The 25,688-nt window shown below is 64.7% G+C and carries 20 protein-coding genes; 6 read left to right on the top strand and 14 right to left on the bottom strand.

Features of this window, described 5'->3' with window-relative positions:
• Positions 1–20: 20 nt before the first annotated feature.
• The 7 genes from pgl to tkt form a co-directional block, all read right to left on the bottom strand.
• Positions 21–770, bottom strand: a complete 750-nt coding sequence (gene pgl / locus CFR78_RS01670; RefSeq protein ID WP_034927080.1) for a 6-phosphogluconolactonase — start codon at positions 768–770, stop codon at positions 21–23.
• Positions 763–1,593, bottom strand: coding sequence for a Cof-type HAD-IIB family hydrolase (locus CFR78_RS01665; RefSeq protein WP_110580966.1), 831 nt, complete (start codon positions 1,591–1,593; stop codon positions 763–765). Before CFR78_RS01665 ends, pgl begins: the two co-directional genes overlap by 8 nt.
• Before the next feature lie 27 nt (positions 1,594–1,620).
• Entirely contained in the window at positions 1,621–2,457 is an 837-nt protein-coding gene (locus CFR78_RS01660) for a Cof-type HAD-IIB family hydrolase (protein WP_034927074.1), read from the bottom strand.
• A complete protein-coding gene (locus CFR78_RS01655; protein ID WP_110580953.1) occupies positions 2,454–3,926 on the bottom strand; it encodes a glucose-6-phosphate dehydrogenase in 1,473 nt (490 codons plus the stop codon). The genes CFR78_RS01660 and CFR78_RS01655 overlap by 4 nt, the downstream gene beginning before the upstream one ends.
• A 150-nt stretch (positions 3,927–4,076) precedes the next feature.
• On the bottom strand, positions 4,077–5,075 hold the full coding sequence (gene gnd / locus CFR78_RS01650; protein ID WP_034927070.1) for a phosphogluconate dehydrogenase (NAD(+)-dependent, decarboxylating): 999 nt from the start codon (positions 5,073–5,075) through the stop codon (positions 4,077–4,079).
• A 121-nt stretch (positions 5,076–5,196) separates the two neighbouring features.
• Positions 5,197–8,055, bottom strand: a complete 2,859-nt coding sequence (locus CFR78_RS01645; protein ID WP_034927067.1) for a bifunctional transaldolase/phosoglucose isomerase — start codon at positions 8,053–8,055, stop codon at positions 5,197–5,199.
• A 109-nt stretch (positions 8,056–8,164) separates the two neighbouring features.
• Positions 8,165–10,276 (bottom strand): transketolase, encoded by a 2,112-nt coding sequence (tkt, locus tag CFR78_RS01640; RefSeq protein WP_034927066.1) that lies wholly within the window; start codon positions 10,274–10,276, stop codon positions 8,165–8,167.
• Positions 10,277–10,624: 348 nt separating this feature from the next.
• Here tkt and CFR78_RS01635 point away from each other — a divergent pair, with 348 nt between their 5' ends.
• The 4 genes from CFR78_RS01635 to CFR78_RS01620 all read left to right on the top strand — a co-directional run bounded on the left by CFR78_RS01635 (position 10,625) and on the right by CFR78_RS01620 (position 13,858).
• Positions 10,625–11,632 carry an MBL fold metallo-hydrolase gene (locus CFR78_RS01635; protein ID WP_034927064.1) on the top strand — a complete coding sequence of 336 codons (1,008 nt, stop codon included), beginning with the start codon at positions 10,625–10,627 and terminating at the stop codon, positions 11,630–11,632.
• A 120-nt stretch (positions 11,633–11,752) separates the two neighbouring features.
• Positions 11,753–12,280, top strand: a complete 528-nt coding sequence (locus CFR78_RS01630; RefSeq protein ID WP_007396926.1) for an ankyrin repeat domain-containing protein — start codon at positions 11,753–11,755, stop codon at positions 12,278–12,280.
• 91 nt (positions 12,281–12,371) lie between these two features.
• Positions 12,372–13,442 (top strand): histidinol-phosphate transaminase, encoded by a 1,071-nt coding sequence (gene hisC, locus CFR78_RS01625; protein WP_034927063.1) that lies wholly within the window; start codon positions 12,372–12,374, stop codon positions 13,440–13,442.
• 134 nt (positions 13,443–13,576) lie between these two features.
• Positions 13,577–13,858 (top strand): hypothetical protein, encoded by a 282-nt coding sequence (locus CFR78_RS01620; protein ID WP_034927060.1) that lies wholly within the window; start codon positions 13,577–13,579, stop codon positions 13,856–13,858.
• Between the two features lie 247 nt (positions 13,859–14,105).
• On the opposite strand, the gene CFR78_RS01615 is transcribed toward CFR78_RS01620, so the two are convergent.
• Positions 14,106–15,422 (bottom strand): MFS transporter, encoded by a 1,317-nt coding sequence (locus tag CFR78_RS01615; protein WP_007396930.1) that lies wholly within the window; start codon positions 15,420–15,422, stop codon positions 14,106–14,108.
• 753 nt (positions 15,423–16,175) lie between these two features.
• On the opposite strand from CFR78_RS01615, the gene CFR78_RS01610 reads away from it, so the two are divergent.
• Positions 16,176–16,628, top strand: coding sequence for a hypothetical protein (locus CFR78_RS01610; RefSeq protein WP_007396933.1), 453 nt, complete (start codon positions 16,176–16,178; stop codon positions 16,626–16,628).
• Positions 16,629–16,640: 12 nt separating this feature from the next.
• Here CFR78_RS01610 and mdoH read toward each other — a convergent pair whose 3' ends face one another.
• The 3 genes from mdoH to CFR78_RS01595 all read right to left on the bottom strand — a co-directional run bounded on the left by mdoH (position 16,641) and on the right by CFR78_RS01595 (position 20,794).
• A complete protein-coding gene (mdoH, locus tag CFR78_RS01605; RefSeq protein ID WP_007396934.1) occupies positions 16,641–18,827 on the bottom strand; it encodes a glucans biosynthesis glucosyltransferase MdoH in 2,187 nt (728 codons plus the stop codon).
• Positions 18,815–20,320, bottom strand: a complete 1,506-nt coding sequence (locus tag CFR78_RS01600) for a glucan biosynthesis protein (protein WP_034927057.1) — start codon at positions 20,318–20,320, stop codon at positions 18,815–18,817. Before CFR78_RS01600 ends, mdoH begins: the two co-directional genes overlap by 13 nt.
• Before the next feature lie 108 nt (positions 20,321–20,428).
• Positions 20,429–20,794 carry a winged helix-turn-helix domain-containing protein gene (locus CFR78_RS01595; RefSeq protein WP_034927055.1) on the bottom strand — a complete coding sequence of 122 codons (366 nt, stop codon included), beginning with the start codon at positions 20,792–20,794 and terminating at the stop codon, positions 20,429–20,431.
• Between the two features lie 81 nt (positions 20,795–20,875).
• Here CFR78_RS01595 and CFR78_RS01590 point away from each other — a divergent pair, with 81 nt between their 5' ends.
• Entirely contained in the window at positions 20,876–21,424 is a 549-nt protein-coding gene (locus tag CFR78_RS01590) for a GNAT family N-acetyltransferase (protein WP_051671975.1), read from the top strand.
• A 9-nt stretch (positions 21,425–21,433) separates the two neighbouring features.
• Here CFR78_RS01590 and CFR78_RS01585 read toward each other — a convergent pair whose 3' ends face one another.
• The 3 genes from CFR78_RS01585 to CFR78_RS01575 are packed head-to-tail and all read right to left on the bottom strand — an operon-like array spanning position 21,434 to position 25,632.
• On the bottom strand, positions 21,434–22,897 hold the full coding sequence (locus tag CFR78_RS01585) for a mannitol dehydrogenase family protein (protein ID WP_110580951.1): 1,464 nt from the start codon (positions 22,895–22,897) through the stop codon (positions 21,434–21,436).
• Between the two features lie 42 nt (positions 22,898–22,939).
• Entirely contained in the window at positions 22,940–24,055 is a 1,116-nt protein-coding gene (locus tag CFR78_RS01580; RefSeq protein WP_034927050.1) for an FUSC family protein, read from the bottom strand.
• 5 nt (positions 24,056–24,060) lie between these two features.
• On the bottom strand, positions 24,061–25,632 hold the full coding sequence (locus tag CFR78_RS01575) for a DegQ family serine endoprotease (protein WP_110580950.1): 1,572 nt from the start codon (positions 25,630–25,632) through the stop codon (positions 24,061–24,063).
• Positions 25,633–25,688 lie beyond the last annotated feature (56 nt).

Here is a 25,688-nt window from a genome sequence, read left to right as displayed (position 1 = left end):
GGCCTGTACGCCCAACGCACTTATTGCCCTGCCGCTGCCTTGTCCATAAGCCAGATGAGTTCGCCTTCGGTCGTGATGGCGCTTGCGGGTTCCGCCGGGTCACCGGCGCGCACCTTTGCAAAGGCTTCGCGCTTGCCCGCACCCGCCAGCATGAACACCACATGGCGGCTGGAATGGATGGCGGGATAGGTCAGCGTGATGCGGGTATGGGGCGCATCATCAGGCACGCAGGTCGAGACCCACAGCTTTTTTTCCCGCAGCACCGGCTGGCGCGGGAAGAGCGAGGCGGTATGCCCGTTATCGCCCAGCCCCAGCATCACCACGTCAAACAGCGGGCGGCCGGGTTGCAGCACGGTGCCGCCATAGACCTTTTCCAGTTCCGCCTGGTATGCGGCCGCCGCCTGCGCCGGGTCGCCCGATGTGGGCATGGGATGCACGTTGGCGGGCGGCACGCTGACATGCGCCAGCATCTCGGTCTCGACCATGTTGTAATTGCTGGCCGGATCACCTTCCGGCACGAAGCGTTCATCACCAAAGAAGAACTGCGTATTCGCCCACGGAAAACGGTCACGGTATTCAGCGGATGCCAGGATCTGGTACAGCCGCTTTGGCGTGGACCCGCCCGAGAGCGCGAGCACGAACGGGCCGTCCTTTTTCGCCAGCGCCTGCGCGGTCAGCCACTTCGCCATGTGTTGCGCAATGGCCTCGGCATCGGGCAGGACGACCATCGCGCCTGTTTTCACGTCATGTCCACCGGTCATCTCACGCATCTCCCAGCACGAATTTCTCGATACCATTGGCAAACCCTTCATCCTCGCACGATGTCGAGACATGGGTCGCCTGCTTCTGCACCTCGGGGCTGGCCTGCCCCATGACAATGGACATGCCGCTCTTGCGGAACATCAGCACGTCGTTGGGCTGGTCGCCCAGTGTCACCATCTGGCTTGCCGGAATGCCCAGCAGGCGTTCCAGCGCCATCACCACGCCGCCCTTGTTCGCATCCCTGTTGGTCACATCCACGTAGTACGGCTGTGACAGCGCGGCGGATGCCGCATCGCCCAGCGCCTGCTGCAGGTCGCGCTCAAGGCGCTTCATCAGGTCGAGATCATCACTTACGCCAGTGACCTTGACCACCTGGTCCAGCTTCGCCTCCACATTGCCGACCACGGGCGGGAACTTCACTGTCCACTGCTCACGCGCGACATGCGGGGCCTGGTCATTGGAGACGATCCAGTCATTGCCGTTATAGACCCACGGATCGGCCTTGTGGTCACGGATGATGCCGATCACCCTGCGCGCCGTATCGGCGGGCAGCGTGCGGGCCTCGATCACGGTGTAATCCGGCCGGACCATCATCCCGCCGTTGAAGCCTGCGATCGGCTCCGAAATCCTGAGCGGATCGATCACCATCTTCATGCCCTTGGGCGGGCGGCCACTGGTAATGGTGAACAGGATACCGCGTTCACGCAGGCGCTCGACGGCCCGGATGGCGCGCGGTGTCAGGATCTTGTCCTTCGTGACCAGTGTGCCATCCACATCGGCCAGCACCAGTCTGATCTGGCTGGCCGGTGTTCCGGCCGTATCCTGGGGCATGTTCACTCTCCCTTCTGTGCCGCACGCCTACGCGCGGGGCATGACAAAACTTTCCATGGCGAAGGCCCATCCATCTTCCGTGTTGGGCTTCGTCACGAAACGGGCATGGGCCTTCACGTTGTCCGGGGCATTGCCCATGGCAATGCTGACCCCGGCCTCCCTCAGCATGGGAATATCGTTGTTCATATCCCCGATACATGCCGTATCCCGGATATCAGTATCGAGCAGATGCGCCAGTTCTTTTGCCGCATAGCCCTTGTTCGCCCGGGGGTGCGTGATATCAAGGTAAATGGGTGAGGAACGGTGTACGCTGGCCTGCCCCGCCAGCAGGTTCGCAAGGTCACGCTCCACGCCCGGCAGGGCCGCAGGATCGGACGCGACCCCCATGATCTTGCCCACATCGGTATAATGCCCGGCAAAGTCATCCACCTGCACGGGCGTGGTCTGCACCACTTCGCGTTCATGGATGACCTGCGGCGTGTCCGCGCGGCGTACCAGCCAGTCATGACCGATGAACAGCCACGGCTCCACCCCATGGGCAATCAGGAATTCCACCGCCGTGCGCGTGGCCTGCGGGTCAAGCGACAGCCGCTCGCGGATCGTGCCATCGGGGTCGCAGATCAGGCCGCCATTCAGCCCGGCGATGGGGGTCTCGATCCGCAGGGCCCGGACATACTGCATCATCCCGCGCGGGGCGCGGCTGCTGACAAGGCTGAGGCGGATTCCGGCCGCCCGCAGGTCATCCGCCGCCCTGTGCGCCGCGGGCGTGATCTCGCGCGCGGGCGTGATCAGGGTGCCATCGATATCGGACACGACAAGGCGCACATGGCCTGTGGGGGAAACGGGTGCGGTCATGGGCATCATCCGATCTTGAGCCAGTGGCGGTGGTCACGCGCAAGCAGGGCATCGGCGGCTTCCGGCCCCTCGCTGCCAGCGGCGTAGAAGGCAAGGCTGCGGGCATCCTGCCCCCAGTCCAGGACCGGCTGGACGGCACGCCACCCGGCTTCGATATTGTCAGCGCGCTGGAACAGCGTGGCATCGCCGATCATGCAGTCATAGATCAGGGTCTCGTAGCCGGTGCTGGGTCCTTCACTGAACCATTCGGCGTAGTCGAACTTCATGCGCACGCCACCCAGCCTGACCGCGGGGCCGGGCACCTTGGCCGAGAACTGCAGCGTCACCCCTTCGGTCGGCTGGATGTGGATGACCATGATGTTGGGGGTCAGCCTGTCCACCGGCGTATCGCGGAACAGGGCATAGGGGGCGGACTTGAAATGGATCGCGATTTCGGTCTTGCGGGCCGCCAGCCTCTTGCCCGTGCGCACATAGAACGGCACCCCGGCCCAGCGCCAGTTGTCGATGCGGAATTTCATGGCCATGTAGGTCTCGGTCAGGGAATGGGGATCAACCCCGGGTTCCTGCCGGTAGCCCGGCACCTCCTTCCCCCCCACAACGCCCGGCGCATACTGCCCGCGCACCACATCGGACGGCGCAAGGGGGTGGATGGCATCCAGCACCTTGGTCTTTTCGTTGCGCACGGCATCGGCCTCGAACGAGATCGGGGCTTCCATCGCGGTCATGGCCAGAAGCTGCATGACGTGATTGGGCACCATGTCGCGCAGGGCGCCGGTACTTTCATAGAACCGGGCGCGCTGTTCCACGCCCACCGTCTCGGCTGCGGTGATCTGTACGTGGTCGATGTTCTGGACCGTTTCCTTGCCCAGGTAGTGATCGATCCGGTAGATCTGCTGTTCATCCAGCGTGCGCAGCAGGCGGGTATTGAGCGCGATGGCCGATGACAGGTCACTGCCGAAGGGTTTTTCCACGATGACCCGGCGGAAGGTATGCCGCCCCTCGCGCACCAGCCCCGCCTCACCCAGCCGGTCGACAATGGGGCCAAAGAAGCGGGCGGCCACGGCAAGGTAGAAAATGCAGTTCTGTTCCCCCACCATGCCCGCGATGTCGTGGTAGGTCTGCGGTTCCTCAAAATCGCCACGCACGTAGCGGATGCGGGGCTGCATCCATTCCCACACGTCCTCACGCAATGGCACGGCTTCCGCCCGGCGGCGGGCGGTAAAATCCTCAAGTGCCGCGCGCACGTTCTGGCGCAGCTGTTCATCACTCAGTTCCGCGCGGTCAACCGCCACGATGCCAAAGCCATCATCCAGCAGTCCCGCGCAGGCCAGGTTGTAGATGGCGGGCAGCAGCAGGCGGCGCGTCAGGTCCCCCCCGCCCCCAAAGATGACAAACGAGCCGGGCGGACTGCGCCGGGGGCTGTAATCCTGCCCGCCGTCGCCAACCTGCGATATCGCCGAGGCAATGATGTTTTCCATTGTACTGCCGCTCCTGAACTGTTTCCGCTCGTATTCCTCCCCCGGCTGTTCCGGTTGCAGTCATTGGGCGCTGTCATCTCATCCATGAACAGTCAGGGTCCGCATGCGTAGCATCCGGGTGGCCCGGTCGGTTACCGACCGGGCAGCAGGTCAGTTATTCGTACCCTCAATGTGACCGCCAAAGCCGAAACGCATGGCAGACAGCATCTTTTCGGCAAAGTTGTTGCCCGTGCGCGACCGGAAGCGCGTGAACAGCGATGCGGTGATGACGGGCACCGGCACCGCTTCCTCGATCGCGGCCTCGATCGTCCAGCGGCCTTCGCCCGAATCGGCCACGTCGCCCTTGTAGTTCGACAGGTCCGGGTTGCCCGCCAGCGCGCTGGCCGAAAGGTCCAGCAGCCACGAGGAGACCACGCTGCCCCGGCGCCAGACTTCGGCAATATCCGCCATGTTCAGCTCGAAACGCTGGTCTTCGGGCAGGTCGGTGGAGTTCTTGGACTTCATCACGTCAAAGCCTTCGGCGAAGGCCTGCATGATGCCGTATTCGATGCCGTTATGGACCATCTTCACAAAATGGCCCGAACCGGCAGGGCCGCAATGCAGGTAGCCCTGCTCGGCACGCGGGTCGAAGCCGGGCCTGTCACGATTGGGCGTACGCGGAATATCGCCAATCCCCGGCGCAAGGGCGGACAGGATGGGGTCGATATGATCGGTGGCTTCCTTCGTGCCGCCGTACATCATGCAGTAGCCACGCTCCAGCCCCCACACGCCGCCGGACGTGCCGACATCGACGTAATCGATGCCCTTCTTCACCAGTTCGGCTGCGCGGCGGATGTCATCCTTGTAGAAGGAATTGCCACCATCGATGATGATGTCGCCCTTGCCCATAAGGCCACCGAGTTCCTGCACCGCCTGCTCGGTCACCTCACCTGCGGGCAGCATGAGCCAGATGATCCTGCGGCCCGACAGCTTGCCCACCATGTCCGCAAGGCCGGTGGCGGGGGTGCAGCGGCCGCCTTCGCCCTGCCCGCAGATCTTTGCCGTCACGGCCGGATCACGGTCATAGGCCACCACGTCATGACCGTGCCGGGTCAGGCGGACTGAAATATTGCCACCCATCTTGCCAAGACCAACAATACCGATTTGCATGATTAAACACTCCTGAAGCGGGGATGGAACCACCTGCCTATCCCCTGCCTGCCCTTTTCCCAATGACCACAATCAAGAAACCCGCCCCTCCGGGGGAGGGGCGGGTCCCGATAACCGCGGGTCAGACCGCGCGGGCTATATCCTGCCCCAGTTTTTCAAGGCCTGCCTTGAGGTCCCCATGGACATGCACCCGCAGCACGCGGCGGCCGCGTTCGGCCAGTACTTCCATGTCGCCACGCGCCTGGGCTTCCTTCACGATGCTGAAGGTATATTTCTCACCCGGCACCGGCAGATTCACCTCGTCATCGCAAGTGATCTGCACGAACACGCCCGTGTCCGGACCGCCCTTGTAGGCCTGCCCGGTGGAATGCTGGAAGCGCGGGCCGAATTCGGCCGCCGTGGCCAGCTTCAGGCCGTCACGCAGTGCAAGCCGCGCCGTCTGGATCCATTCGCGCGTCCAGGTATCGCGGTCGATATAGGCCAGAAGGGCCACATAGTCGCCCGCCTTGCCACGGGCGAAATGCGCCTTGAGAATCGCCTCCGCCGTGGTGGCGCCACCCAGCGCCTGCACGTTTTTCGGGTCGGCATAGAAGGCGAAGGGGCCGTCCTTGGCAAACGGTTCGTACGGCGGCAGCCTGCCGGTCTCGTTATAGGCGGTGGTGATCTTCTTGGTCTCGATCTTCGATTCCTCGACATCGGGCTGGTCGAACGGGTTGATCCCGATCACCGCGCCCGCGACCGCCGTTGCGAACTCCCAGCGGAAGAACTCCTCCAGCACCTGCCGGCGCTCGTGCAGTTCAATCGTCACCACGGGTTCACCCGCCTTCACCAGCGCCGCAAATGCCGCGTCCTGCTTCGGGCAGGGATCTTCGGCAAGGCGCAGATAGGTGAAGACCCGGTCCCTGCCATACACGCTGTCCCTGCCGATGGTCTCGTCATCGATGGGGATCAGGCCGCGGCCCTCCTTGCCGGTGGATTCGGCAATAAGCTGCTCAAGCCACGCACCCATGTCATAAATGCCGGGGGAGGCGATGATGGTCACCTTGTCACGCCCGAAATCACGCGCGGCCACACCCAGAACCGCACCCAGCACGGCGCCGGGATTCCGGGCGGGCGGCACGGACGCGGCACAGGACTTCTCGCCACGCTGGGCGGATTCCAGCAAAAGCTTCAGCGGCAGGCCCGCAACGGCGGCAGGAATCATCCCGAAATCGGACAGCACGGAATAGCGGCCGCCGATCTGCTTCTCACCGTAGAAGATTTTCCAGAACCCGTCCTTCTTCGCCACGTCTTCCATGTGCGAACCCGGATCGGTCACGGTGATGAAGTGCGCGCCCGCCTTCTCCCCCAGCACCTTTTTCGCCTGTTCGAAGAAATAGGCCTTGAGGATGTTCGGCTCCAGCGTGCCGCCCGACTTGGACGAGACGATGAACAGCGTCCTGCCGATATCGATTTTCTTCTCGAAGTCGCGCACCTGCTGCGGGTCGGTGCTGTCGAGCACATACAGGTGGGGGAAGCCCTCATGCTTGCCGAATGTCTGGGCCAGCACTTCGGGGCCAAGGCTGGAACCCCCCATGCCCAGCAGCAGCGCGTCCTTGAAACCGCGCGCCTTCACGTCCGCCTGGAATTCCTCGAATTTGGACAGGGCGGCCACCTGGTCATCGGTAATGTCCAGCCATTTCAGCCAGTTGGCCTCATCCTTGCCGGTCCACAGCGTGGCGTCCTTCTGCCACAGGCGGCGGATATTGCCCTTTTTGCGCCATTCTTCCAGCTCGGCATCGACCGCCTTCTGCAGGTCGGCGGGCAGCCTGAGGGCCGTGGAGGTCACCTTCTTGCCCAGGAATGCCGCCTGCTTGGCCGCGACCGAACCCAGCAGGTCATCGAACGCATCGGCAAAGGAGGCAACCCCTTCATCCACCAGCACCTTCGTCACGCCATCAAGCTCAAGGCCAAGGCTCTTCGCCTCCTCCAGCACCTTCTTCGCACCCGCCACGTCCTGCGTCAGGGTCTCGGCCACCTTGCCGTGGTCACGGAAGGCATCGAAGGTTGCGGGGGGGATGGTGTTGACCGTCTCGGGGCCGATCAGCCCGTCCACGTACACCACGTCGCTGAAGGTCTTGTCCTTGGTCCCGGTGCTGGCCCACAGCAGGCGCTGCGGCTGGGCCCCGGCATCGGCCAGCTTCTTCCAGCGCGGGCTGGCGGTGACTTCCTTCCAGTATTCATAGGCCATCTTGGCGTTGGCGATCGCAACCTTGCCGCGCAGCGCCTTCAGGCGGGCGGCGTCCCTGTCGCCCGCCGCGACACGGCGGTCGATTTCCTTGTCGATCTTCACGTCGATGCGGCTGACGAAGAAGGAGGCGACGGAAGCGATCCCGCTTACGCTCTCGCCACGGCCAAGACGGTCTTCCAGCCCGGTGATGTAGGCTTCCAGAACCTTCTTGTATGCCTCGTTCGAGAACAGCAGCGTGACGTTGATGCTCAGCCCTTCGGCAATGGCGGCGCGCACGGCGGGTACGCCCTCGTCCGTGCCGGGGATCTTGATCATGAGGTTGCGGGCATCGACCGCTTTCCACAGGCGCAGTGCCTCATGCAGCGTGCCCTTGGTGTCGCGCGCCAGATAGGGGGAGACCTCCAGGCTGACATAGCCATCCACGCCCTTCGTCTGTTCATAGACGGGGTAAAGCACCCTGGCCGCGGCACGGATGTCGTCAATGGCCAGCAGTTCGTACAGCGCGCCGGCATCCAGCACCCTGTGCTCCAGCACCGAACGGATCTGGGCGTCGTAATCCGTGCCCTGTCCCATGGCCTTCTGGAAAATGGCGGGATTGGAGGTAACGCCCTTCAGGCCGTCCTCTTCCACCAGCTTTTTCAGGCTTCCGTTTTCAGTGTAGGAACGCTGGATGAAGTCCAGCCAGGGGGACTGGCCGTAACGGGCCAGTTCCTTTAACGGATTTTCTCCACCTGTTTCTCGCACGCTCATGCCTGTGCTTCCTTTGCTTGCCGGCGGAGGCACGGTGCATCCGTGCCGCCGGCCCTTCCGTTGCCTTGAAACAAGGCAGGCAGGGAATGATCCCTGCCTGCCGGTATCCTTATTTTCCTGCCTGCCTGCGGGCCGCGGCCACCACGGCCTCGACCGTAAAGCCGAACTTGACCTCCAGCTGCTCCGCCGGGGCGGAGGCGCCAAAGCCGTGCATGACGATCGTCTCGCCCGCAAGGCCGGTATAACGGTCCCAGCCCAGCTGGGCCGCCTGCTCCACCGCCACGCGCGCGGTGATATCGGGCGGGAGCACGCTGTCGCGGTAGGATCTGGGCTGGGCCTCGAACAGATCCCATGACGGCATGGAGACAAGGCGCACCCTGATCCCCTCCGCCTTCAGCTTCTCGGCCGCCTTGATGATCAGCCCCACTTCACTACCCGTCGCCATAAGGATGACATCGGGACGCCCCTCGCCATCCGCAAGGACATAGGCCCCTTTTGCCAGACCCGTGGCGGGCGCATAGGTGCTGCGGCAGATGGTGGGCAGGTTCTGGCGGCTCAGCGCCAGCACGCTGGGGCGGTCGGTCAGCTGGACCAGCGTGCGCCAGGCTTCCGCCACCTCGTTGGCATCGGCGGGGCGGATCAGCGTCACACCCGGCGTGGCACGCAGCTGGGCCAGCTGCTCGATGGGCTGGTGGGTCGGGCCGTCCTCGCCCACACCGATCGAATCATGGGTGAAGATATAGATCACCGGCAGCTTCATCAGCGCGGACAGGCGGATGGGCGGCTTCATGTAATCGGAAAAGATCAGGAAGCCCGAGCAGTAGGCCCGCAGCCCGTACAGCGCCATGCCGTTGCTGATCGATCCCATGGCATGCTCACGCACGCCAAAATGCAGGTTGCGCCCGCCATAGGTGCCATTCCACTGCGGCGGCTGGAAATCACCCGCCCCCGCGAAGGTCAGGTGTGTCTTGGTGGAGGGCGACAGGTCGGCCGAACCACCGAGCATCCACGGATAGTTCTTCGCAATCTCGTTCAGCACCTTGCCCGAGCTTGCGCGGGAGGCGATGCCCTTGGCATCCGCGTCAAAGACCGGGATGCCGCTGTCCCAGCCCTCGGGCAGGGTGCCGGCAAAGATATGGTCAAGCTGTGCGGCCTCGGCCGGGTACCTGGCCCGATAGGCGGCAAACAGGTCGCCCCATGCCCTGCTGGCCGCTGCCCCACGGGTGGCGATGCCGGCCTGGAAATGCTCGGGCACGCCCTCGGGCACGTAGAAGTCCTTATCTTCGGGCCAGCCGTAGAATTTCTTGGTCTCGCGCACTTCCTCCACACCCAGCGGGGCGCCATGGGCTTCCGCCGTGCCCGCCAGGTGCGGCGCGCCCCAGCCGATGATGGAATGGACGATGATCAGCGTGGGGCGTGATGTCTCGGCCTTCGCCTCGGCCAGCAGGCGGCGCATGGTGCCCGTGTCGTTGGCGTCCTTCAGTTCCAGCACATGCCAGCCATAGGCCTCGAAGCGTTTGTGCACGCTCTCGGTAAAGGCGATGTGGGTCGAGCCCTCGATGGAGATCTGGTTGCTGTCATAGATCCACGTCAGGTTGCCCAGCTTCAGGTGACCCGCGATGGAGGCCGCCTCGCTGGCGACACCTTCCATGTTGTCGCCATCACCGCACAGGGCATAGACGTGGTGGTCGAACAGCCTGAAGCCATCGCGGTTGTAGTGTTCGGCCAGCCATTTCTCGGCAATGGCCATGCCGACCGAGTTGCCGCAGCCCTGCCCCAGCGGGCCGGTCGTGGTCTCGACGCCCGCCGTGTGATGGTATTCCGGGTGGCCGGGGGTGAGCGAGTCCAGCTGGCGGAACCGCTCCAGGTCTTCCAGCGTCAGGGCAGGGCGGTCATGGGTGACGCCACCGGGGCGCACGTCACGGATTCCGGCAAGGTGGATCAGCGAATACAGCAGCATGGAGGCGTGCCCGATCGAGAGCACGAAACGGTCCCGGTTGGGCCAGAGCGGATTGGCGGGGTCATAGTTCAGCACATCGCGCCACAGCGTGTAGGCAACGGGGGCAAGCGCCATGGCGGTACCGGGATGGCCGGAATTCGCTTTCTGCACGGCATCCATGGACAGCGTGCGGATCGTGTTGATGCACAGCGTATCGATATTGGCGGGCATGCTGCCACCTCCTTCAGGGGCCATGGGAAGGGAACTAGACAGGGAACGCATGGGACCGGCCTCCTTACAGCCATGGTTGCAACCCCGGCCGGGCCCTACCTGTGCGGGCCGACGGGGCAACCTTCTTCGGTGTTCTTCTTTTTATGCCGCCTGCCCGCGGCCACCGGGCACAGGGACAATAGGCTTTTTACGGCACGCACCTTCTCACGACCGTCGGGACGGAACAAGCCATCTCGTCAAGCCGTTACCCGCGCCGCGCCATCAGGCGCCGTACAGCCTGTACCAGCGCGTGGCCGGAACCACGGTTGCACCGGCGGCCGGTACCGGGGCGGAATTTGACAGGTGCCTTCCCGTCCCTCACCTGTCACGCCAGCACATGCCGGCAGACGGAGACCATGCATGCCCCTGTTCCCCGCCAGCGACCACAGCGATGGCACCCGTTTCTTCAATCCGGCCGCCATCTGCCCCCCGGGTACGCAGCCTGCGCGCATGCGGCGCCTGGCAATCCTGAAATGGCAGTGGAACCGCCCGCGTTCCGACTGGCCGCAATGGATAGACAACCCGCCCCCCATCGGGGACCCGGCTGTCCGGCCCATGCAGGGCACGGTGGCGGTAACATTTATCGGGCACAGCACGTTCCTGATCCGCCTGCCCCGCGCCGATGGCACGGCGGTCACCATCCTGACCGACCCGATCTTCTCGAAACGCTGCTCGCCCTTTTCCTTCATCGGGCCGAAACGGGTGCGCGCGCCGGGGCGGCGGCTGGCCGACCTGCCAAAGGTGGACATCGTGCTGGTGTCGCACGCGCATTATGACCATATGGACCTGCCATCCCTGCGCGCGCTGGCCCGGCGCGGCGATGACCCGCTGGTGGTGACACCGCTTGAAAACGCACGCTTCATGCGCGGGACCGGGCTGAAACGCATCATGGAACTGGACTGGTGGCAGGGTGTGGATGCGGATGGCATGCACGTAACCTGCACGCCCGCGCGCCACGGCGCCGCGCGCACGCCCTTTGACCGCAACAGAAGCCTGTGGGGCGGCTTCATGCTGCGCGACGGCGCGGGACACCGGCTGTTCTTTGCGGGCGATACCGCCGATGGCCGCCACTGGGGCCTGATCCGCGACCGTCTGGGCGCTCCGGACCTGGCGCTGCTGCCCATCGGGGCCTATGCGCCCCGCACGCTGATGGCGCGTGTACACGCCACCCCGGAGGAAGCGGTGTCCGGCCTGCGCCATCTGGGGGCGAAACAGGGGATCGGCATGCATTTCGGCACGTTCCGCCTGACGGATGAACCGATGGATGAACCCGTCCGGCGCATGCACGCCGCCACCCGCGCGCAGGGACTTGCCCCGGGCAGCATGGACGTGCTGCACCATGGCGAATGCCGCACGCTGGTCTGGTGACATCGGGGTACGGCAGGATTGCCCGATGTTCTTTTTGGCCAAAGCGTACTATGATCACGCGCTTCCGACGGGGCCGGCCGCCGCCCCCGTTTTCCGCAACCCCACCAGCGAGGCAGGCACATGAACGATACAGTCGCCGCACCCGAATCCTTCAGTAACGCGGAAATCGAGACCCTGTTCCTGTCCGCGGCGCGGGATGGGCAGACAGACCTCGTCAGCGAATTCCTCAAGGCCGGCATCAACCCCGACACCCGTAACGACAAGGGTCATACCGCCCTGATCCTGGCCGCCTATAATGGCCATGCCGAGACCGTGCGCGCCCTGCTGGAAGGGGGCGCCAGCCCCGACCTGCAGGATGCCAAGGGGGCTACGGCGCTGGCGGGTGTGGCCTTCAAGGGGGACCTGCCCTGCGCGCGCCTGCTGGTGGCCCATGGCGCCAGCGTGGACGCACCCAATTCCGTCGGCCGCACGCCGCTGATCTTTGCCGTGATGTTCAACCGTGACCCGATGGTGACCTTCCTGCTTGAACAGGGCGCCAACCCTGACCTGCGTGATGGCGAGGGCGTGAGCGCGCGCATCCTGGCAACCCGGCAGGGCAATGCCGGCCTGCTGGCCGCCATGGGCCGCCCCGCACCCGCGCAGGGCTGAACCACCGGCCCGCATGGGCCATCCCCCATCCGTTCACGCGCCCCCTACGGGAGGCGCCTTTCATGACCCTGACAGTCTGGAATTTCCCCTGATGAGCCGTTTCTGGAGCCCGATCGTGCATACCCTGACCCCGTACGTACCGGGGGAGCAGCCCAGACTGGCCAATCTCATCAAGCTCAACACCAATGAATGCCCCTACGGCCCCTCGCCGCGCGCGCTTGAGGCCATCCGCGCCGCGACGGACGATACGCTGCGCCTCTACCCCGACCCGACGGCCCACGCCCTGTGCGCCGCCATCGCCCACGCCCACGACGTGCCGGCCGATCATGTTTTCGTGGGCAATGGCTCGGACGAGGTACTGGCCCATGCCTTCCAGGGGCTGCTCAACCATGAAGCCCCCCTGCTGTTCCCCGACATCACCTACAGCTTCTACCCCGTCTATTGCGGGCTGTACGGCATCCGGCACGAAGCCGTGCCGCTGGACGACGGCATGCGGATCAACCTTGCGGATTATCGCAGGCCCTGCGGCGGCATCATCATTCCCAACCCCAACGCCCCCACCGGCATCGCCCTGGGGCTGGACGCCATCCGCGCCCTGCTGGCCGACCATCCGGACGCGGTGGTGGTGGTGGATGAAGCCTATGTCGATTTTGGCGCGGAGACGGCCATCGGGCTGGTGGCGACGCATCCCAACCTGCTGGTGGTGCGCACCCTGTCCAAATCCAGTGCGCTGGCCGGGCTGCGGGTAGGCTATGCTGTTGGCCAGCCCGACCTGATCGCGGCACTGACCCGGGTGAAGGACAGTTTCAATTCCTATCCGCTTGACCGGCTGGCGCAGGCTGGCGCCATTGCCGCCATCGAGGATCGGGAATGGCTTGCCAAAACCCGTGAGAAGATCATAAGCTCCCGCAACAGGCTGACCGACAGCCTGGGAAAGATGGGGTTCGAGGTCCTGCCATCGCAGGCAAATTTCATATTTGTCCGCCACCCGGACCGTGATGCCGCCTGGCTCGCCGCAACCCTGAGGGAACGGGCGATCATCGTGCGTCATTTCCGGACCCCGCGCATCGCACAGTGGCTCCGTATCACCATTGGCACGGATGCCGAATGTCAGGCCCTGATAGATGGCCTGACGGATGTGCTTGCGCAGAACGGGGCGTAATACCCCCGGTTCATCACGTACCGGCCTGCCCCGCCTGCCATGCATGGCAGGCGGGGGCTGGTACGCGCTGTCCCTCTTTCCACCTGACCGTAGACAACTCATTTCCTGGACCCGAGGTCCACAGGATACCCATCATGCGCGCATTCCACGGACAGATGTCCGATAACCAGCCGATCCGTCGCACGCTTGCCGAAAAGCAGAAGCAGTTACGTGACCTGCGCGAAACGCTGGCCACCATGAAATCGCATACCGCCCCCGCCCTGCGTGAAAGCGTGCAGAAGCGCATCCGCCAGCTTGAAAGCGAAGTAAACGCGGCCCCCGCGCTCAGGGCGGGGGAAAAGCGCCCCGCCCCCGGTGGCACCGCCCCGGGCGACCGTCCCCGCAGCCCGCGCAGGCGCCCCGAACGCGGGATCTGACACGACCCCCCGCAATACAGGAAAGGCCGGACCGCAAGGTTCCGGCCTTTTTTCATGCCCCTTGTCCCGACTGGCAAAAGTTTCCGGACGCCGGCTTTTTGAAAAAAGCCTCACCAAAAACCTCCCTCTTCTGAAATGGACAGCCTGCCGGGCGGGACATGAACAAAAAACGGGCCTGCTGTTGCCAGCAGGCCCGCTTTCGTATGCGCCACCCGAAGATGGCCCACATGATTTCAGGGGATGGAAATCAGTGCCCCAACGTCACTTCCTCGGCAATGTCACCACGAGCCGCGGCTTCATCAAGATAACGACGTGCTTCAGGCGAGATGGTCAGCACCAGCGTCATCAGGGCAGAGGCGATATACAGACCGGAGAAGATCCAGATGATCCCCTCGATCCCGCGCCAGGATTCGAACCACGTCACCACGGCCGGACCAACCCAGGTGCTTGCCCCCGCACCCAGACCAAGGGCGGACAGGGCGGCCGCCTTTTCCTTGGGGCAGATCTGCGGCACCAGACCGGACAGCGGCACGTAGGCCGCAATCGTCGCGCCATACAGCGCGCCCATCACGGCGGCAATCAGGAAGTTACCGGGGAACATCTGCGGCACATAGTAGAACAGCGGCACGGTAATCGCGGCCCCCACGCCACCGAACAGCGCGACAACGGTACGGTGGCCCAGACGGTCCGCCGTGATGCCGGAGATCAGGTTCACAAGGATGTTCGACAGGAAGATGATCGACAGCAGCTGCAGCCACTGCGACAGCGAGAAGCCGATGACCTTCGTGAAGAACGCCGGCATGATCACCAGGAACGCATATTCGGACGACGTGTTGATCACGCGCACCAGCATGGCGATGAACGTCTTGGGTTCACGCCACAGGATGCTGATCGAGCTGAAGAAGATCGTGGCGGGTTTCGTACCCGCGGGGGCAAGACGGCGGGAGCCGGTCGGCTCATGCGTCATGAGCAGCGCCAGCAGGCCACCGAACATGACCAGCGCCAGCGAGGACCAGAACGTCGCCATCTCGCCAATTACCGGGATGGAGAAGCTGGCGAACAGCGAACCCAGCGTGGGCAGCCCGCCGGAGAAGGCGAACCAGAACCACCCGGCCGCCGAACCAAGCTGGCGCGGCGGGGTCGCCGCCGCGATCCAGACCAGGAAGCCATAGGTGAACAGCGGATAGCCGAAACCACGCATGGTATAGGCCGCCAGCATGATGGGATAGCTGTTGACCGCCACGCCAAAAGTCAGGAACACGATCTCGAACACGCCCCAGATGGCAAGGCCGATCCACATGACCCGCTTGGGGCCCCACAGGTCGGAAAGCGGCCCCGATGCCCACGAGGACAGCGAGACGGTCACGCCATAGATGGTGAACAGAAGGGCGGTGTCGCGCGATGAAATGCCCTGGCCTTCAAGATAGGGGGCCAGGTAGCCGGCTTCGACACCATCGCCGATCATGAAGAACAGCAGGCCCACGAACCCCCAGAACAGGGGTGCGGGAATGCCCAGCCGGTCAGCAAAGGACGTTGATTCGGACAGATTGTCTGTCTGTTTCAAGGGGAGATACTCCTCTTTCACAGGCAGCCGACACGAAGTTGAGGGGCTCCACCTCATTGCGGAGCGTCGATGCAGGCTGCGTCCGCACTGTCCGGCGTTCCGGAAACACCAGTGCGGAACCTCAGTTTCAACAGGGTCGGGCGTGCAATCGCCCGGACCGGCCCAGTATGGGAAAGCATGGATGGCCCCAGCGCCAAAACGCCAGCGCATGATGCCTGGCAAACCTGCTTCCTCAGACGTGTTACCGGCCAAAAGTCATCAATCCGGCAGGAAAACGTGCCCCGTGGCACGACTTGCATAACAATTCGATGAAAAAACACCTGACCGCAGCCAAAATATGGCACGATCCCGTGATCTCCCGCCGCCAGAAAGACCAGAATTTGGCTAGATGTACAAAATCGTTGCGATATCGAACGATTTCACAATGATGGGATAGTTTCCAGCCTCCGCCAAAGCACAAAAAATATATTCAACGTTGGCAATCTATACTGCAAAACAGGTGTGAATGTAAGGGAATTTTCGAATTTTTGACACGATTCGTGTTTCTTTGTGATTATATCATGGTTTTTAAGGACGCATTTTTATGCATACGGAATATGCATTGACCAGATGCGCCATCTTTCGCGCGGCGGTGGTTCCTGCCATAGTCGGGACCCCGCCTCTCACGCCCGGCCGGGGCCGCACCCGCGTGCGGGTCAGGCACGGCCTGCGGCATCCACCCATGCCCGGACATGGACAAACGGAACGGTCACGGTGAACATCAACCTGTCTCTACGCCTTGCCGCACTGCCGGTTGCACTGCTGCTTTCACCCGCGCTGGCCTGCACCACCGCGCATGCCCAGAGCCTGGCCACGCAGAAGGTGCAGCGCGCGATGGAGGTGCTGCGTCTCAAGCCGGACATGGCCAGCAAGCCCTGCCTGGACAAGCTTGACGACCTGCACAAGATGGAAAAGGTGATCGAGGAAGCCAGCGAGCAGGCACACAACCCCAACCTGTCACTGGCGCACGATGTGATGGAGTCGGATTACGAGGACGCGACCGAATCCTGCGTGCCCGATGCGGCCAAGCTGTGCGCCAGTCCCGGTTCGCTGGCCAGCGCCAACCAGAAAAAACTGTGCGACGCGCTGGATGCGATCATGTCCGTTGACGGATCGGATGAGGGGGAGGAAGCCGTCGCCCCCCCGCAGGGCACGTCATCCGACTGACAACGCGCGGACTCAGGGCAGCCGCGCCAGCAGCTGCAACCCTTCCGCATTGCCCAGAACGGCTGATTTTTCCGCACGGTTGAGCATACGCAGGGCGCTGGCCAGATCCGGGGCCTCCCGCACCTTGAGCAGTCCCACCAGCAGGGCGGGATTGATCGGGTCACCCGGCCGGCGCGGCGGGGGCAGCATGACCTCATGCACCCTGAGCAGCCCGGCCCGCGCGCGCAGGGCGGCTATCGCCTCCTGCACGGGATGGCCCGCCATCTGTCCCATATAGGTCACGGCCTCGGCCAGAACCGGCGGCGGGTCCGTCTCCTCGGGGATCAGCAGCAGGCGCGCCCGCCTGAACGCCTGCCCCACGGCGCTGCTGCCCGTCAGCACCGCCAGCGGAATGGCGCAGACCAGCCCCAGGGTAACCGGCAGCATCCACACAAACAGCGGCAGCGAGACACTCCACGCCGCCCCCGCCAACAGCAGGCCCAGAACGGTGTGGATCATGTACAGCCGCACGTTCTGCATGACCTGCAGGCCGTCCGCGTCACGCCGCTGGGCATTCCAGCCGGAATCCCGCCCCAGCAGGATGGACAGCACGCCCCCGGTCTGGATCAGCATGGCGATGGGCGCCAGCAGGCCGCCCACCACCGTTTCCACCAGTATGGATGCCCCCGCCGCAATCGCCCCCCCGCAGCCACGCCGCAGCGGACCATCAACCAGCAGCAGGATGTAGGCCAGTATCTTGGGGGCCAGCAGCACGCCCATGGTGCCGATGAACATGTATTCGGCCTGAACCGGGTCAACATGCGGCCAGTGCGGATAGAGCAGCTTGGTATCGCCAAAGTATTCGGGCTTGTAAAAACGGCTCTGGAGCGAAACCACGATACCCACCAGCAGGAACACCAGCCACAGCGGTGCCGTAACATAGGAGCCGATGCCCATGAGCATGTGCATGCGGCTGACCCAGTGCAGGCCGCGTGCCGACACCACCTTGGCATGCTGGAGGTTGCCCTGGCACCACCGCCGGTCCCGGATGGCGATATCGGTCAGCGAGGGGGGGCTTTCCTCATACGACCCACTCAGGGCGGGCACCATGTGGATCGCCCAGCCCCCCCGGCGCATCAGGGCGGCCTCCACGAAGTCATGGCTCATGATCGCGCCGCCAAAGGGCTTGCGCCCCGGCAGGTGCGGCATGCCCGCCTGCTCGGCAAAGGCGGCGGTGCGGATGACCGCGTTATGCCCCCAGTAATTCCCTTCCGATCCATGCCACCACGCAATGCCATGGGCAATCAGCGGCCCGTACACGCGCCCGGCGAACTGCTGCATGCGGGCGAACAGGGTGCGTCCGTTCACGATGACCGGCAGCGACTGGATCAGCGCAACACCGGGATTGCGCTCCATGGCCGATGTCAGCCGCACGATCACGTCACCGGACATGACGCTGTCGGCATCCAGCGTGATCATCTGCTGGTAGGCCGCGCCATAGGTGCGCACCCACTGGGCGATATTGCCCGCCTTGCGGTCGGTATTGACCGCGCGCCTGCGGTAGAACAGCCGCCCGCCCCAGCCGGTGGCGCGGCACAGGGCCATGTAGGCCGCTTCCTCCGCCACCCATACATCGGGGTCCGTGGTGTCGGACAGGATGAACACGTCAAAGGCGCGTTCCTGCCGGGTTGCCGCAAGGCTGTCGATGGTCGCGCGCAGCCCGGCCATGACGCGGCCCGGGTCCTCGTTATAGGTCGGCATGAGCAGCGCCGTGCGGGTCAGCAGGCGCGGCAGCGGGCCGCCGCGCGCAATGCCCAGCCCCAGCCCGCCGCCCGCCAGCATCGAACAGAACCCCGCAATGGCAGAGGTAAAGGCCAGCGCGATCCACATGAACAGCAGCACGAACAGCACCAGCATCACCATGCCGGCCACCGAACGCTGCACGGCGTTGAACACCAGGTCCATCTCGTAGCCCGCGGCCCCGGTCATGGCCACGGCGCTGCCGATGACCAGCACGCGGCGCAGGCCGATCAGCCGCCATTCGGTCGGTGGCACATGGCTCCGGCCATGCAGGTCGGGCGTCTCTTCCAGCGGGTGGACGGGCATGTCCAGCGGAGCCGGACGCGGCAGCGCGCTCCAGCCCTGCGGCAGCCGCGTATCCGGCCCTGCATTGCCCGCGGGTGGTGGCTGCAGCGGGGCGCTGGCCGCTACGGTGTCCATCGATAGACCCATTCTTCCGATACCGGCCCGTTGTCATCGGCCAGTACGCAGTTCAGTTCCGCCACCTTGGCATCCCCCGGTGCGAACTCGAACGTACTGCGCCAGCCATGGATGGGGGGCACCGGCTCGACCACCACATTGCGGATCTCGCCCGCTGAAGTGCGGCACTGGAGATGGAAATGCGGGTTGTCGGGCAGCCTGTCGAACGGCGTGCCGGCAAAATCCAGGTCGAAGAAACGGGTATGCGAATCATCCGTCGCCTCGCCCACGCGGGTTGCAACGATACGGGCCAGCTTGGTGGGCCATGGCGTGTCCCACCCCCAGTACATGCGGTAGGTGAACACATATTCATGCCCCGCCGCCAGCGCATCCTGCGGGCGCCAGAAGGAGACGATGTTGTCGTTCACCTCGTTGGGGGTGGGAATTTCCACCAGATCCACCGCACCCGCGCCCCAGTCCCCGATCGGCTCGATCCACAGCGAGGGCCGTTTTTCGTAGTTGAGGGAGACATCCTCGAAATCGGTGAAGGCGCGCTTGCGCTGCATCAGGCCAAAACCATGCGGCCGCACGTCACTGAACGCCGAGAACTGCAGGTCACGCGGGTTGCGCAGCGGCCGCCACAGCTGCTGGCCGCTGCCGGTCCACATGGACAGACCCTCGCTGTCATGGGCGGCGGGGCGCCAGTCATCCACGCGCGTACGGTCGTTCGCATCAAAATAGAACATGCCCGTCAGCGGCGCGATGCCGGACTGGGCAATGGCCTTGCGCGGGTAGAGATAGGACTGGACGTCAAACACCGTCGTCTCGCCCGGGCGGATGGTAAAGCGGAACGCACCGGCCAGTGACGGGCTGTCCAGCAGGGCATGGATGACCACGCTGTCCACCCCCGCCTTGGGCTTTTCCAGCCAGAAGGCGCGGAACAGGGCGAATTCCTCGCCCGTCGGGTCACCCGTGCCATCGGCGAAGCCGCGCGCGGACAGGCCGTAGTTCTGCCCCTTGGCCACGGCACGGAAATAGGAGGCGCCAAGGAAGACGCAGAACTCCTCCATCACGTCGGGGGTGTTGATCGGCGCGCGCAGCCGCAGCCCGGCAAAGCCGATATCCTCGTTCACCCGCAGGGCGGGATCGTTATAGGTGAACATGTCGGCATTGAAGGCGATGGGACGGGACTGGCCATCGATTACCTCGTTCATCTCGATCCGGGGCGCATACAGATAGCCACGGGGAAAGAACTCGACATCGAAACCCAGGTTCTCGCCATGCCACAGGGCCTGTTCCGAACGGAACGCCATGGAATTGTACTGGTCGAAATTCAGGTTACGCAGCGCGGACGGCAGGGTCTGGGATGGAGGCTGGTAGGGCTGCTGCGAGAGCTGGTGCGCCAGCGTGCGCACGGTTGTCGAATCAAAACTGGCGCCCTGTGCCGCGCGGGCGGCCCGCAGGGGCATGCCGGTCGCGCCATACAGGATACCAAGCGCCGTTCCCGCCTTCATGAAATCACGTCGTAACACCGAATTGAACTCCAGTTGTTTCTTCTTGGTCAGGCATAATGACACACGACGTCCCGCCAGTGGCCACGCAGGCCACCGGCGGGACCGTGATCAGGGTGTCTCATGGCTTTGTGAAGGCGGGGATGAACACATGGCCGCCAATGTTTCCAGCGGGCCACGGGCGGCCGCCCGCGTGGTCTGCTCGATTTCACGGTACAGCCGCAGCACCGCCTCCCCTTCCGCGGAAAGACCGGCCCCGCCGCCGCCGCCGGGGCGTGCGGCCACCAGCGGGCGCACGAAGGCGTTATTCATCGATTCAACCAGCAGCCAGGCCCGCCGGTAGGACATGCCCATTGCCCGGGCCGCACCGGAAATGGAGCCGGTTTCCCCGATCTGTTCGAGCAGCCGGATCTTGCCATGCCCAAGCAATGGCATGCCATTGGCGTCCAGCCTTAATGTCAGACGCATTTCCGTCATGGTGTTCCATACTCCCGCCAGCAGCTATACCATCGGCCCTTTCTACCGGAAACGATGTTATCTGGAACGGTTTTTCCTGTCATGGACCCAGCAATACCCCGATCCACGACCACGCACGGTCCGCTTTTACCTGTCTGGCGCCCCCTGCGCGTGGCGGATCTGGGTACGGTCATGACGCTGGCGGACCGGCTGCACCCCGCCTGCCCCGAACGCATGGATGTCCTGGCCGAACGCCACCGGCTCTGTCCCGAAGGCTGCCTGATCATGCCGGATGCGCAGGGTACGGCGGGGGGATACCTCCTCAGCCATCCCTGGCGCATGGGCACGCCACCGGCGCTGGATACCTATCTGGGCCACCTGCCCGAACGGCCTGACTGCTGGTACCTGCATGACATCGCCCTCCTTCCCGCCCTGCGCGGACGCGGGGCCACGCAGGCCGCATTACAAATCATGACACGCCTGGCATGTGCGCGGGGAATACGGTGGCTGGCGCTGGTGGCGACCGAAGGGGCCGGGCCGGTCTGGACGCATCTGGGTTTTGCGCCCATGCCCGGCATCTCTCCCGCCATTACCGCCACTTACGGGGCGGATGCCTGCCCCATGCGCCGCAGGATCGATCAGGCCGCGTGACAGCCACGTCTAGCGTGGCAGGCCGGCCCTTACGCCATGTTCACGGATGGCCCTGCGTGCCCTGACCACCGCCTGGTCCAGTGCGGTCGTGTCCATGTCCCGCCAGCCATCAAAGGCTGGCAGGGCAAGGGCGGCCGCCAGGTCCGTGGCGTTGACAAGCGCCAGCTGGTCGGCATCCAGCGTGGGTTCGACGGGGCTGTAGGTTTCGTCGCGCTCGTCCCTGCCACGCAGCATTTCCAGATAGGCCGCGATGCCGAAGGCAATGCGCTCCAGGTCATGCCCGCGGGCCAGCGCGCGGCGCACGGTATCCGTCCAGAACACCTGCACCTTGGAGGCACCATCGCTGCAGATGCGCAGCAGCGTATCCGCCACAGCACGGTTGGAAAAACGGCTGAGCAGGCGCCTGCGATAGACATCCAGATCCACCCCGGCGGGCGCGTCGATCAGCGGCATGGCATCAAGGGTCCAGTAGGCATTGGCGAAACGCTCCAGATCCGCGTCCTCCACCGTTTCATGCGCGTAGCGGTAGCCCAGCAGCAGTCCCAGCGCGCCCAGCAGGATGTGCCCGGCATTGAGCATGCGGACCTTCACCTGCTCGTAGCCTGCCACGTCATCCACGAATTCCACCCCCACCTTTTCCAGCGCGGGGCGGCCGTTGCAGAATCTGTCCTCCAGCACCCACTGGCTGAAATCCTCCGCCAGCACGGGCAGGTCGTCCTCCAGACCGCTGGCTTCGTTCAGGGCATTGCGGGTGGCCGTATCCACGCCGGGGGTAATGCGGTCCACCATGGAACAGGGGAAGGTGACATTGGCATTGATCCATGCCGCCAGATCCGCATCAAGGGCGCGCGCATACCCCACGAAGGCGGTATGGGCGATATGGCCATTGCTGCGCAGGTTATCGCACGACAGGACGGTGAATGGCGCCACCCCGGCCTCCCGCCTGCGGCGCAGCCCCTCCACCACATAGCCGAACACCGTGGCCGGGCGGCGCGGATTGGCCAGGTCGGCCTGTATGGCGGGGGCATCAAGACGGAATTCGCCGGTTTTTTCGTCAATGTTGTAGCCGCCTTCCGTAATCGTCATGCTCACGATCCGGGTCCCGGGATCGGCCAGGCGGCGCAGCACGGCTTCGGGGTCGGCGGGGGCAAGCAGGTATTCCCGCAGCGCCCCGATAACGGACACCCTGCGCGCGCCGTCAGCCGCGACCTCGGTCAGGGAATACAGGCCGTCCTGCTGCTGGAATTCATGGGCCTTGGCCTCGCCACGCCTGCCGCCGTTCAGCCCCACGCCCACAATGCCCCAGGCGGACTGGCCCGGCAGGGCCAGGCAGCGGTCCACATACCAGGCTTCATGCGCGCGGAAGAAGTTACCGACACCAAAGTGAACGATCCCTCGCCCCACTTCCGCCCGTCTGTACTGTGGCGCCTGCACGCCGGCGGGAAGGTGGTTGAGGGTTGTTTCCTTCAGCATGGTGTCTCTTGCACTCCGTTGTTGGTGGTGGCCGCCCCTGCCCTATCGCCTTGCACCGCCGCCCGGATTGGCGGGGGCCAGGTCTGCCTCGGCCAGAACCGGATGCGCCGGGAGCGGAAACGGACCATCATCCGTATGGCCGTCCGACCAGATATTGCGCACCGCAAGCCGCATGTCCGCATGCAGCAGGCCAATGGCGAAACGCATGACAGGGGTCCAGTGTTCCCCCGGCGGCTGCAGATGGTCCAGAATATCGCACAACCCCCCGTCGGGCAGGGTCCGGCCGCGCCGGGTGGCGGCAAGCTGGTCGCAGCGCGCGGCCATCTGTCCCAGCACCGTGCCCAGCATGTCGCGCTCATGGGCCAGAATGTCGCCCGTGCGGGCGGTCTCTCCCTCCACCGCGGCACGGGAGATGAAGATGGCGTCCGAACGGATCCGGCGCAGCAGCCCCGGCAGGCGCGCCACCAGCGGATCATGCCGCGCAAGCGATGCCGGGTGTTCGACCTCCGCCTCCTGCACGCCGTCATTGATGTCCTGCAGCAGGGAGCGGCACATCCCGTCCACCGTGGCCAGCGCATCATTGTCGGGATGCTGGTGCAGCGCCCCGGTAAGCAGATCGGCCAGGCGGCGCAGCAGGCTTGCGGCATTGCCCAGCACTTCGCGCCGCGCCTCGTTACGCAGGACGAAAAAGGAGACCGCGAACGACACCACCACCCCGGTCATGATCGAGGCGATGCGCTGCAGCGGGCGCGAAAACGGCTCCCCCGTGGCGGGAAACAGCAGCACGACCATCAACGTGACAATGGCCACCCGCATCTTGGGCCGCAGCGCCACCAGCACCGCCAGTGGCATCAGCATGACCCAGAACACCATGCCGACCGAAAGCGCACACCACTGTTCCAGTGCGATGGCGGACATGCCCGCCATAGCCCCGACCAGCGTGCCCACGATCTGCTCCCGCCCGGTGGAGAGCGTCTGGGTCAGCCGGGTCTGGGTTATGACGATGACCGAGGTGATCAGCGCCCAGACCGGCTCATCCAGATGGATGATGGTAGCGACAATGCCAGACAGGATGAGCGAGACATTCATCCGCACGACCTGCCGCCACGTACCGCGCCGGGTAATGGACAGCAGAAGATTCTTCAGCCGTTCATGCATGCGGCTCAGTGCCCGCCCCCTTCCGGCAGGGGAAAGGGCACCCAGCGCAGGCCATCGGCATTCTGTACCAGGAACAGCACGGTCTTGCGGTGCTGGCTGCGCGCGGCATCCAGCTGGCGGCGCAGGTCGGCGGGCGTGTTCACCGCCGACTGCTGCACCTCGGTCACCACATCGCCGGGGCGCAGGCCGCGCTCGGCGGCCGGGCTGTCGTCGGTCACGCCCGTGACCAGCACGCCCTTCTGCCCGTCGGCCATGTTGTATTTCTGGCGCGCGATGTCATCAATCTCGCCCACCGTAAAGCCCATGCCCTCAACAGCCATGCTGCCCAGGGCCGAATTCCTGGCGGCCGGATGGGCGCTGTCGGCCCTGTCGGTCTTTTCCTCGGGCAGGGCGCCGATGGTGATGTTGACGTTCATCTGCTGGCCCCTGCGCCAGATGCCCAGATGCGCAACACTGCCGCCCGCAAGTTCCGCCACAAGGCGCGGCAGGGCACGGCCATCAATGTCCTTGCCGTTCAGGCTCTGGATCACGTCGCCTGTCTGAAGGTGGGCGTTGGCCGCCGGGCCCTTGGGCTCGACGCCCGCGATCAGCGCGCCATGGGCGCTTTTCAGGCCAAGGCCGTCGGCAATTTCCTGTGTCACGTCCTGAATGCGCACGCCAATCCACCCGCGCGTGACCCGACCATGCTGGCGCAGCTGGGCGATGATGCCCTGCGCTTCGGCCGAGGGGATGGAAAACCCGATGCCGATCGACCCGCCCGAGGGCGAGAAGATGGCGGTGTTGATGCCGATCACCTCCCCATGCAGGTTGAACAGCGGGCCGCCGGAATTGCCCTTGTTGATGGGGGCATCGGTCTGGATGAAGTCATCATACGGCCCCTGCTCGATATTGCGCCCGCGTGAGGAGACGATACCCGCCGTAACCGTCCCCGACAGGCCAAACGGGTTGCCGATCGCCAGCACCCAGTCACCCACGCGGGCATTGTCGCTGTCACCAAAGGGCACGGCGGGCAGCGGCCTGGCACTGTCCACCTTCAGCACGGCCAGGTCGGTGCGGTCATCATGACCCAGCAGGCGCGCCTTGAGCACGGTATTGTCCTGAAGCGTAATGGTGATCTGGTCGGCATGGCGGACGACGTGGTTGTTGGTCACGATCACGCCCGAGGGGTCGATGATGAAGCCCGAGCCCAGCGCCTGCATCTTGCGCGGGGGGGCGTTGGGGCTGTCCTGACGGTTCATGAAGTCGTGGAAGAATTTCTCGAAGGGCGAGCCTTCGGGGAAATTGGGGACCTGGGGCGTGCTGTCGCCGTCATCGCCGTCATCGCCGTCGTCCTCGCCGGGGCGGACCATCTCGGTGGTGGAGACATTGACCACGGCGGGCAGCAGCCGGGCGGCAAGGTCGGCAAAGCTGTCGGGCATGTTGCGTCCCTCACCGGGCAGGTGCAGGGGCGTGGCCGAAGCGGGTGCAGGTGCCGGGGCGGGCGCTGGATCAGCCGCCCGCGCGGCGTGCCCCCCCAGGACCGTGGCCAGCCCTACGGCAAGGCAGGAGCGGGAAAAGGCAGCGGCACGAAGGGACATGGGGCTCATACATCCTGCTGAACGGGATCGGGACGGAGCACCTATATCACGCCCTT

Source organism: Komagataeibacter rhaeticus, from assembly GCF_003207855.1.
GTDB classification, from domain to species: Bacteria; Pseudomonadota; Alphaproteobacteria; order Acetobacterales; family Acetobacteraceae; genus Komagataeibacter; species Komagataeibacter rhaeticus.
Note: the sequence above shows the minus strand (reverse complement) of the source record. Positions and strands in the feature narration are given on the sequence as shown.

Coding starts and splice junctions, on each gene's coding strand:
- pgl (WP_034927080.1), bottom strand. CDS start 770: ATGCGTGAGATGACCGGTGGACATGACGTGAAAACAGGCGCGATGGTC.
- CFR78_RS01665 (WP_110580966.1), bottom strand. CDS start 1,593: ATGCCCCAGGATACGGCCGGAACACCGGCCAGCCAGATCAGACTGGTG.
- CFR78_RS01660 (WP_034927074.1), bottom strand. CDS start 2,457: ATGATGCCCATGACCGCACCCGTTTCCCCCACAGGCCATGTGCGCCTT.
- CFR78_RS01655 (WP_110580953.1), bottom strand. CDS start 3,926: ATGGAAAACATCATTGCCTCGGCGATATCGCAGGTTGGCGACGGCGGG.
- gnd (WP_034927070.1), bottom strand. CDS start 5,075: ATGCAAATCGGTATTGTTGGTCTTGGCAAGATGGGTGGCAATATTTCA.
- CFR78_RS01645 (WP_034927067.1), bottom strand. CDS start 8,055: ATGAGCGTGCGAGAAACAGGTGGAGAAAATCCGTTAAAGGAACTGGCC.
- tkt (WP_034927066.1), bottom strand. CDS start 10,276: ATGCGTTCCCTGTCTAGTTCCCTTCCCATGGCCCCTGAAGGAGGTGGC.
- CFR78_RS01635 (WP_034927064.1), top strand. CDS start 10,625: ATGCCCCTGTTCCCCGCCAGCGACCACAGCGATGGCACCCGTTTCTTC.
- CFR78_RS01630 (WP_007396926.1), top strand. CDS start 11,753: ATGAACGATACAGTCGCCGCACCCGAATCCTTCAGTAACGCGGAAATC.
- hisC (WP_034927063.1), top strand. CDS start 12,372: ATGAGCCGTTTCTGGAGCCCGATCGTGCATACCCTGACCCCGTACGTA.
- CFR78_RS01620 (WP_034927060.1), top strand. CDS start 13,577: ATGCGCGCATTCCACGGACAGATGTCCGATAACCAGCCGATCCGTCGC.
- mdoH (WP_007396934.1), bottom strand. CDS start 18,827: ATGGACACCGTAGCGGCCAGCGCCCCGCTGCAGCCACCACCCGCGGGC.
- CFR78_RS01600 (WP_034927057.1), bottom strand. CDS start 20,320: ATGAAGGCGGGAACGGCGCTTGGTATCCTGTATGGCGCGACCGGCATG.
- CFR78_RS01595 (WP_034927055.1), bottom strand. CDS start 20,794: ATGACGGAAATGCGTCTGACATTAAGGCTGGACGCCAATGGCATGCCA.
- CFR78_RS01590 (WP_051671975.1), top strand. CDS start 20,876: ATGGACCCAGCAATACCCCGATCCACGACCACGCACGGTCCGCTTTTA.
- CFR78_RS01585 (WP_110580951.1), bottom strand. CDS start 22,897: ATGCTGAAGGAAACAACCCTCAACCACCTTCCCGCCGGCGTGCAGGCG.
- CFR78_RS01580 (WP_034927050.1), bottom strand. CDS start 24,055: ATGCATGAACGGCTGAAGAATCTTCTGCTGTCCATTACCCGGCGCGGT.
- CFR78_RS01575 (WP_110580950.1), bottom strand. CDS start 25,632: ATGTCCCTTCGTGCCGCTGCCTTTTCCCGCTCCTGCCTTGCCGTAGGG.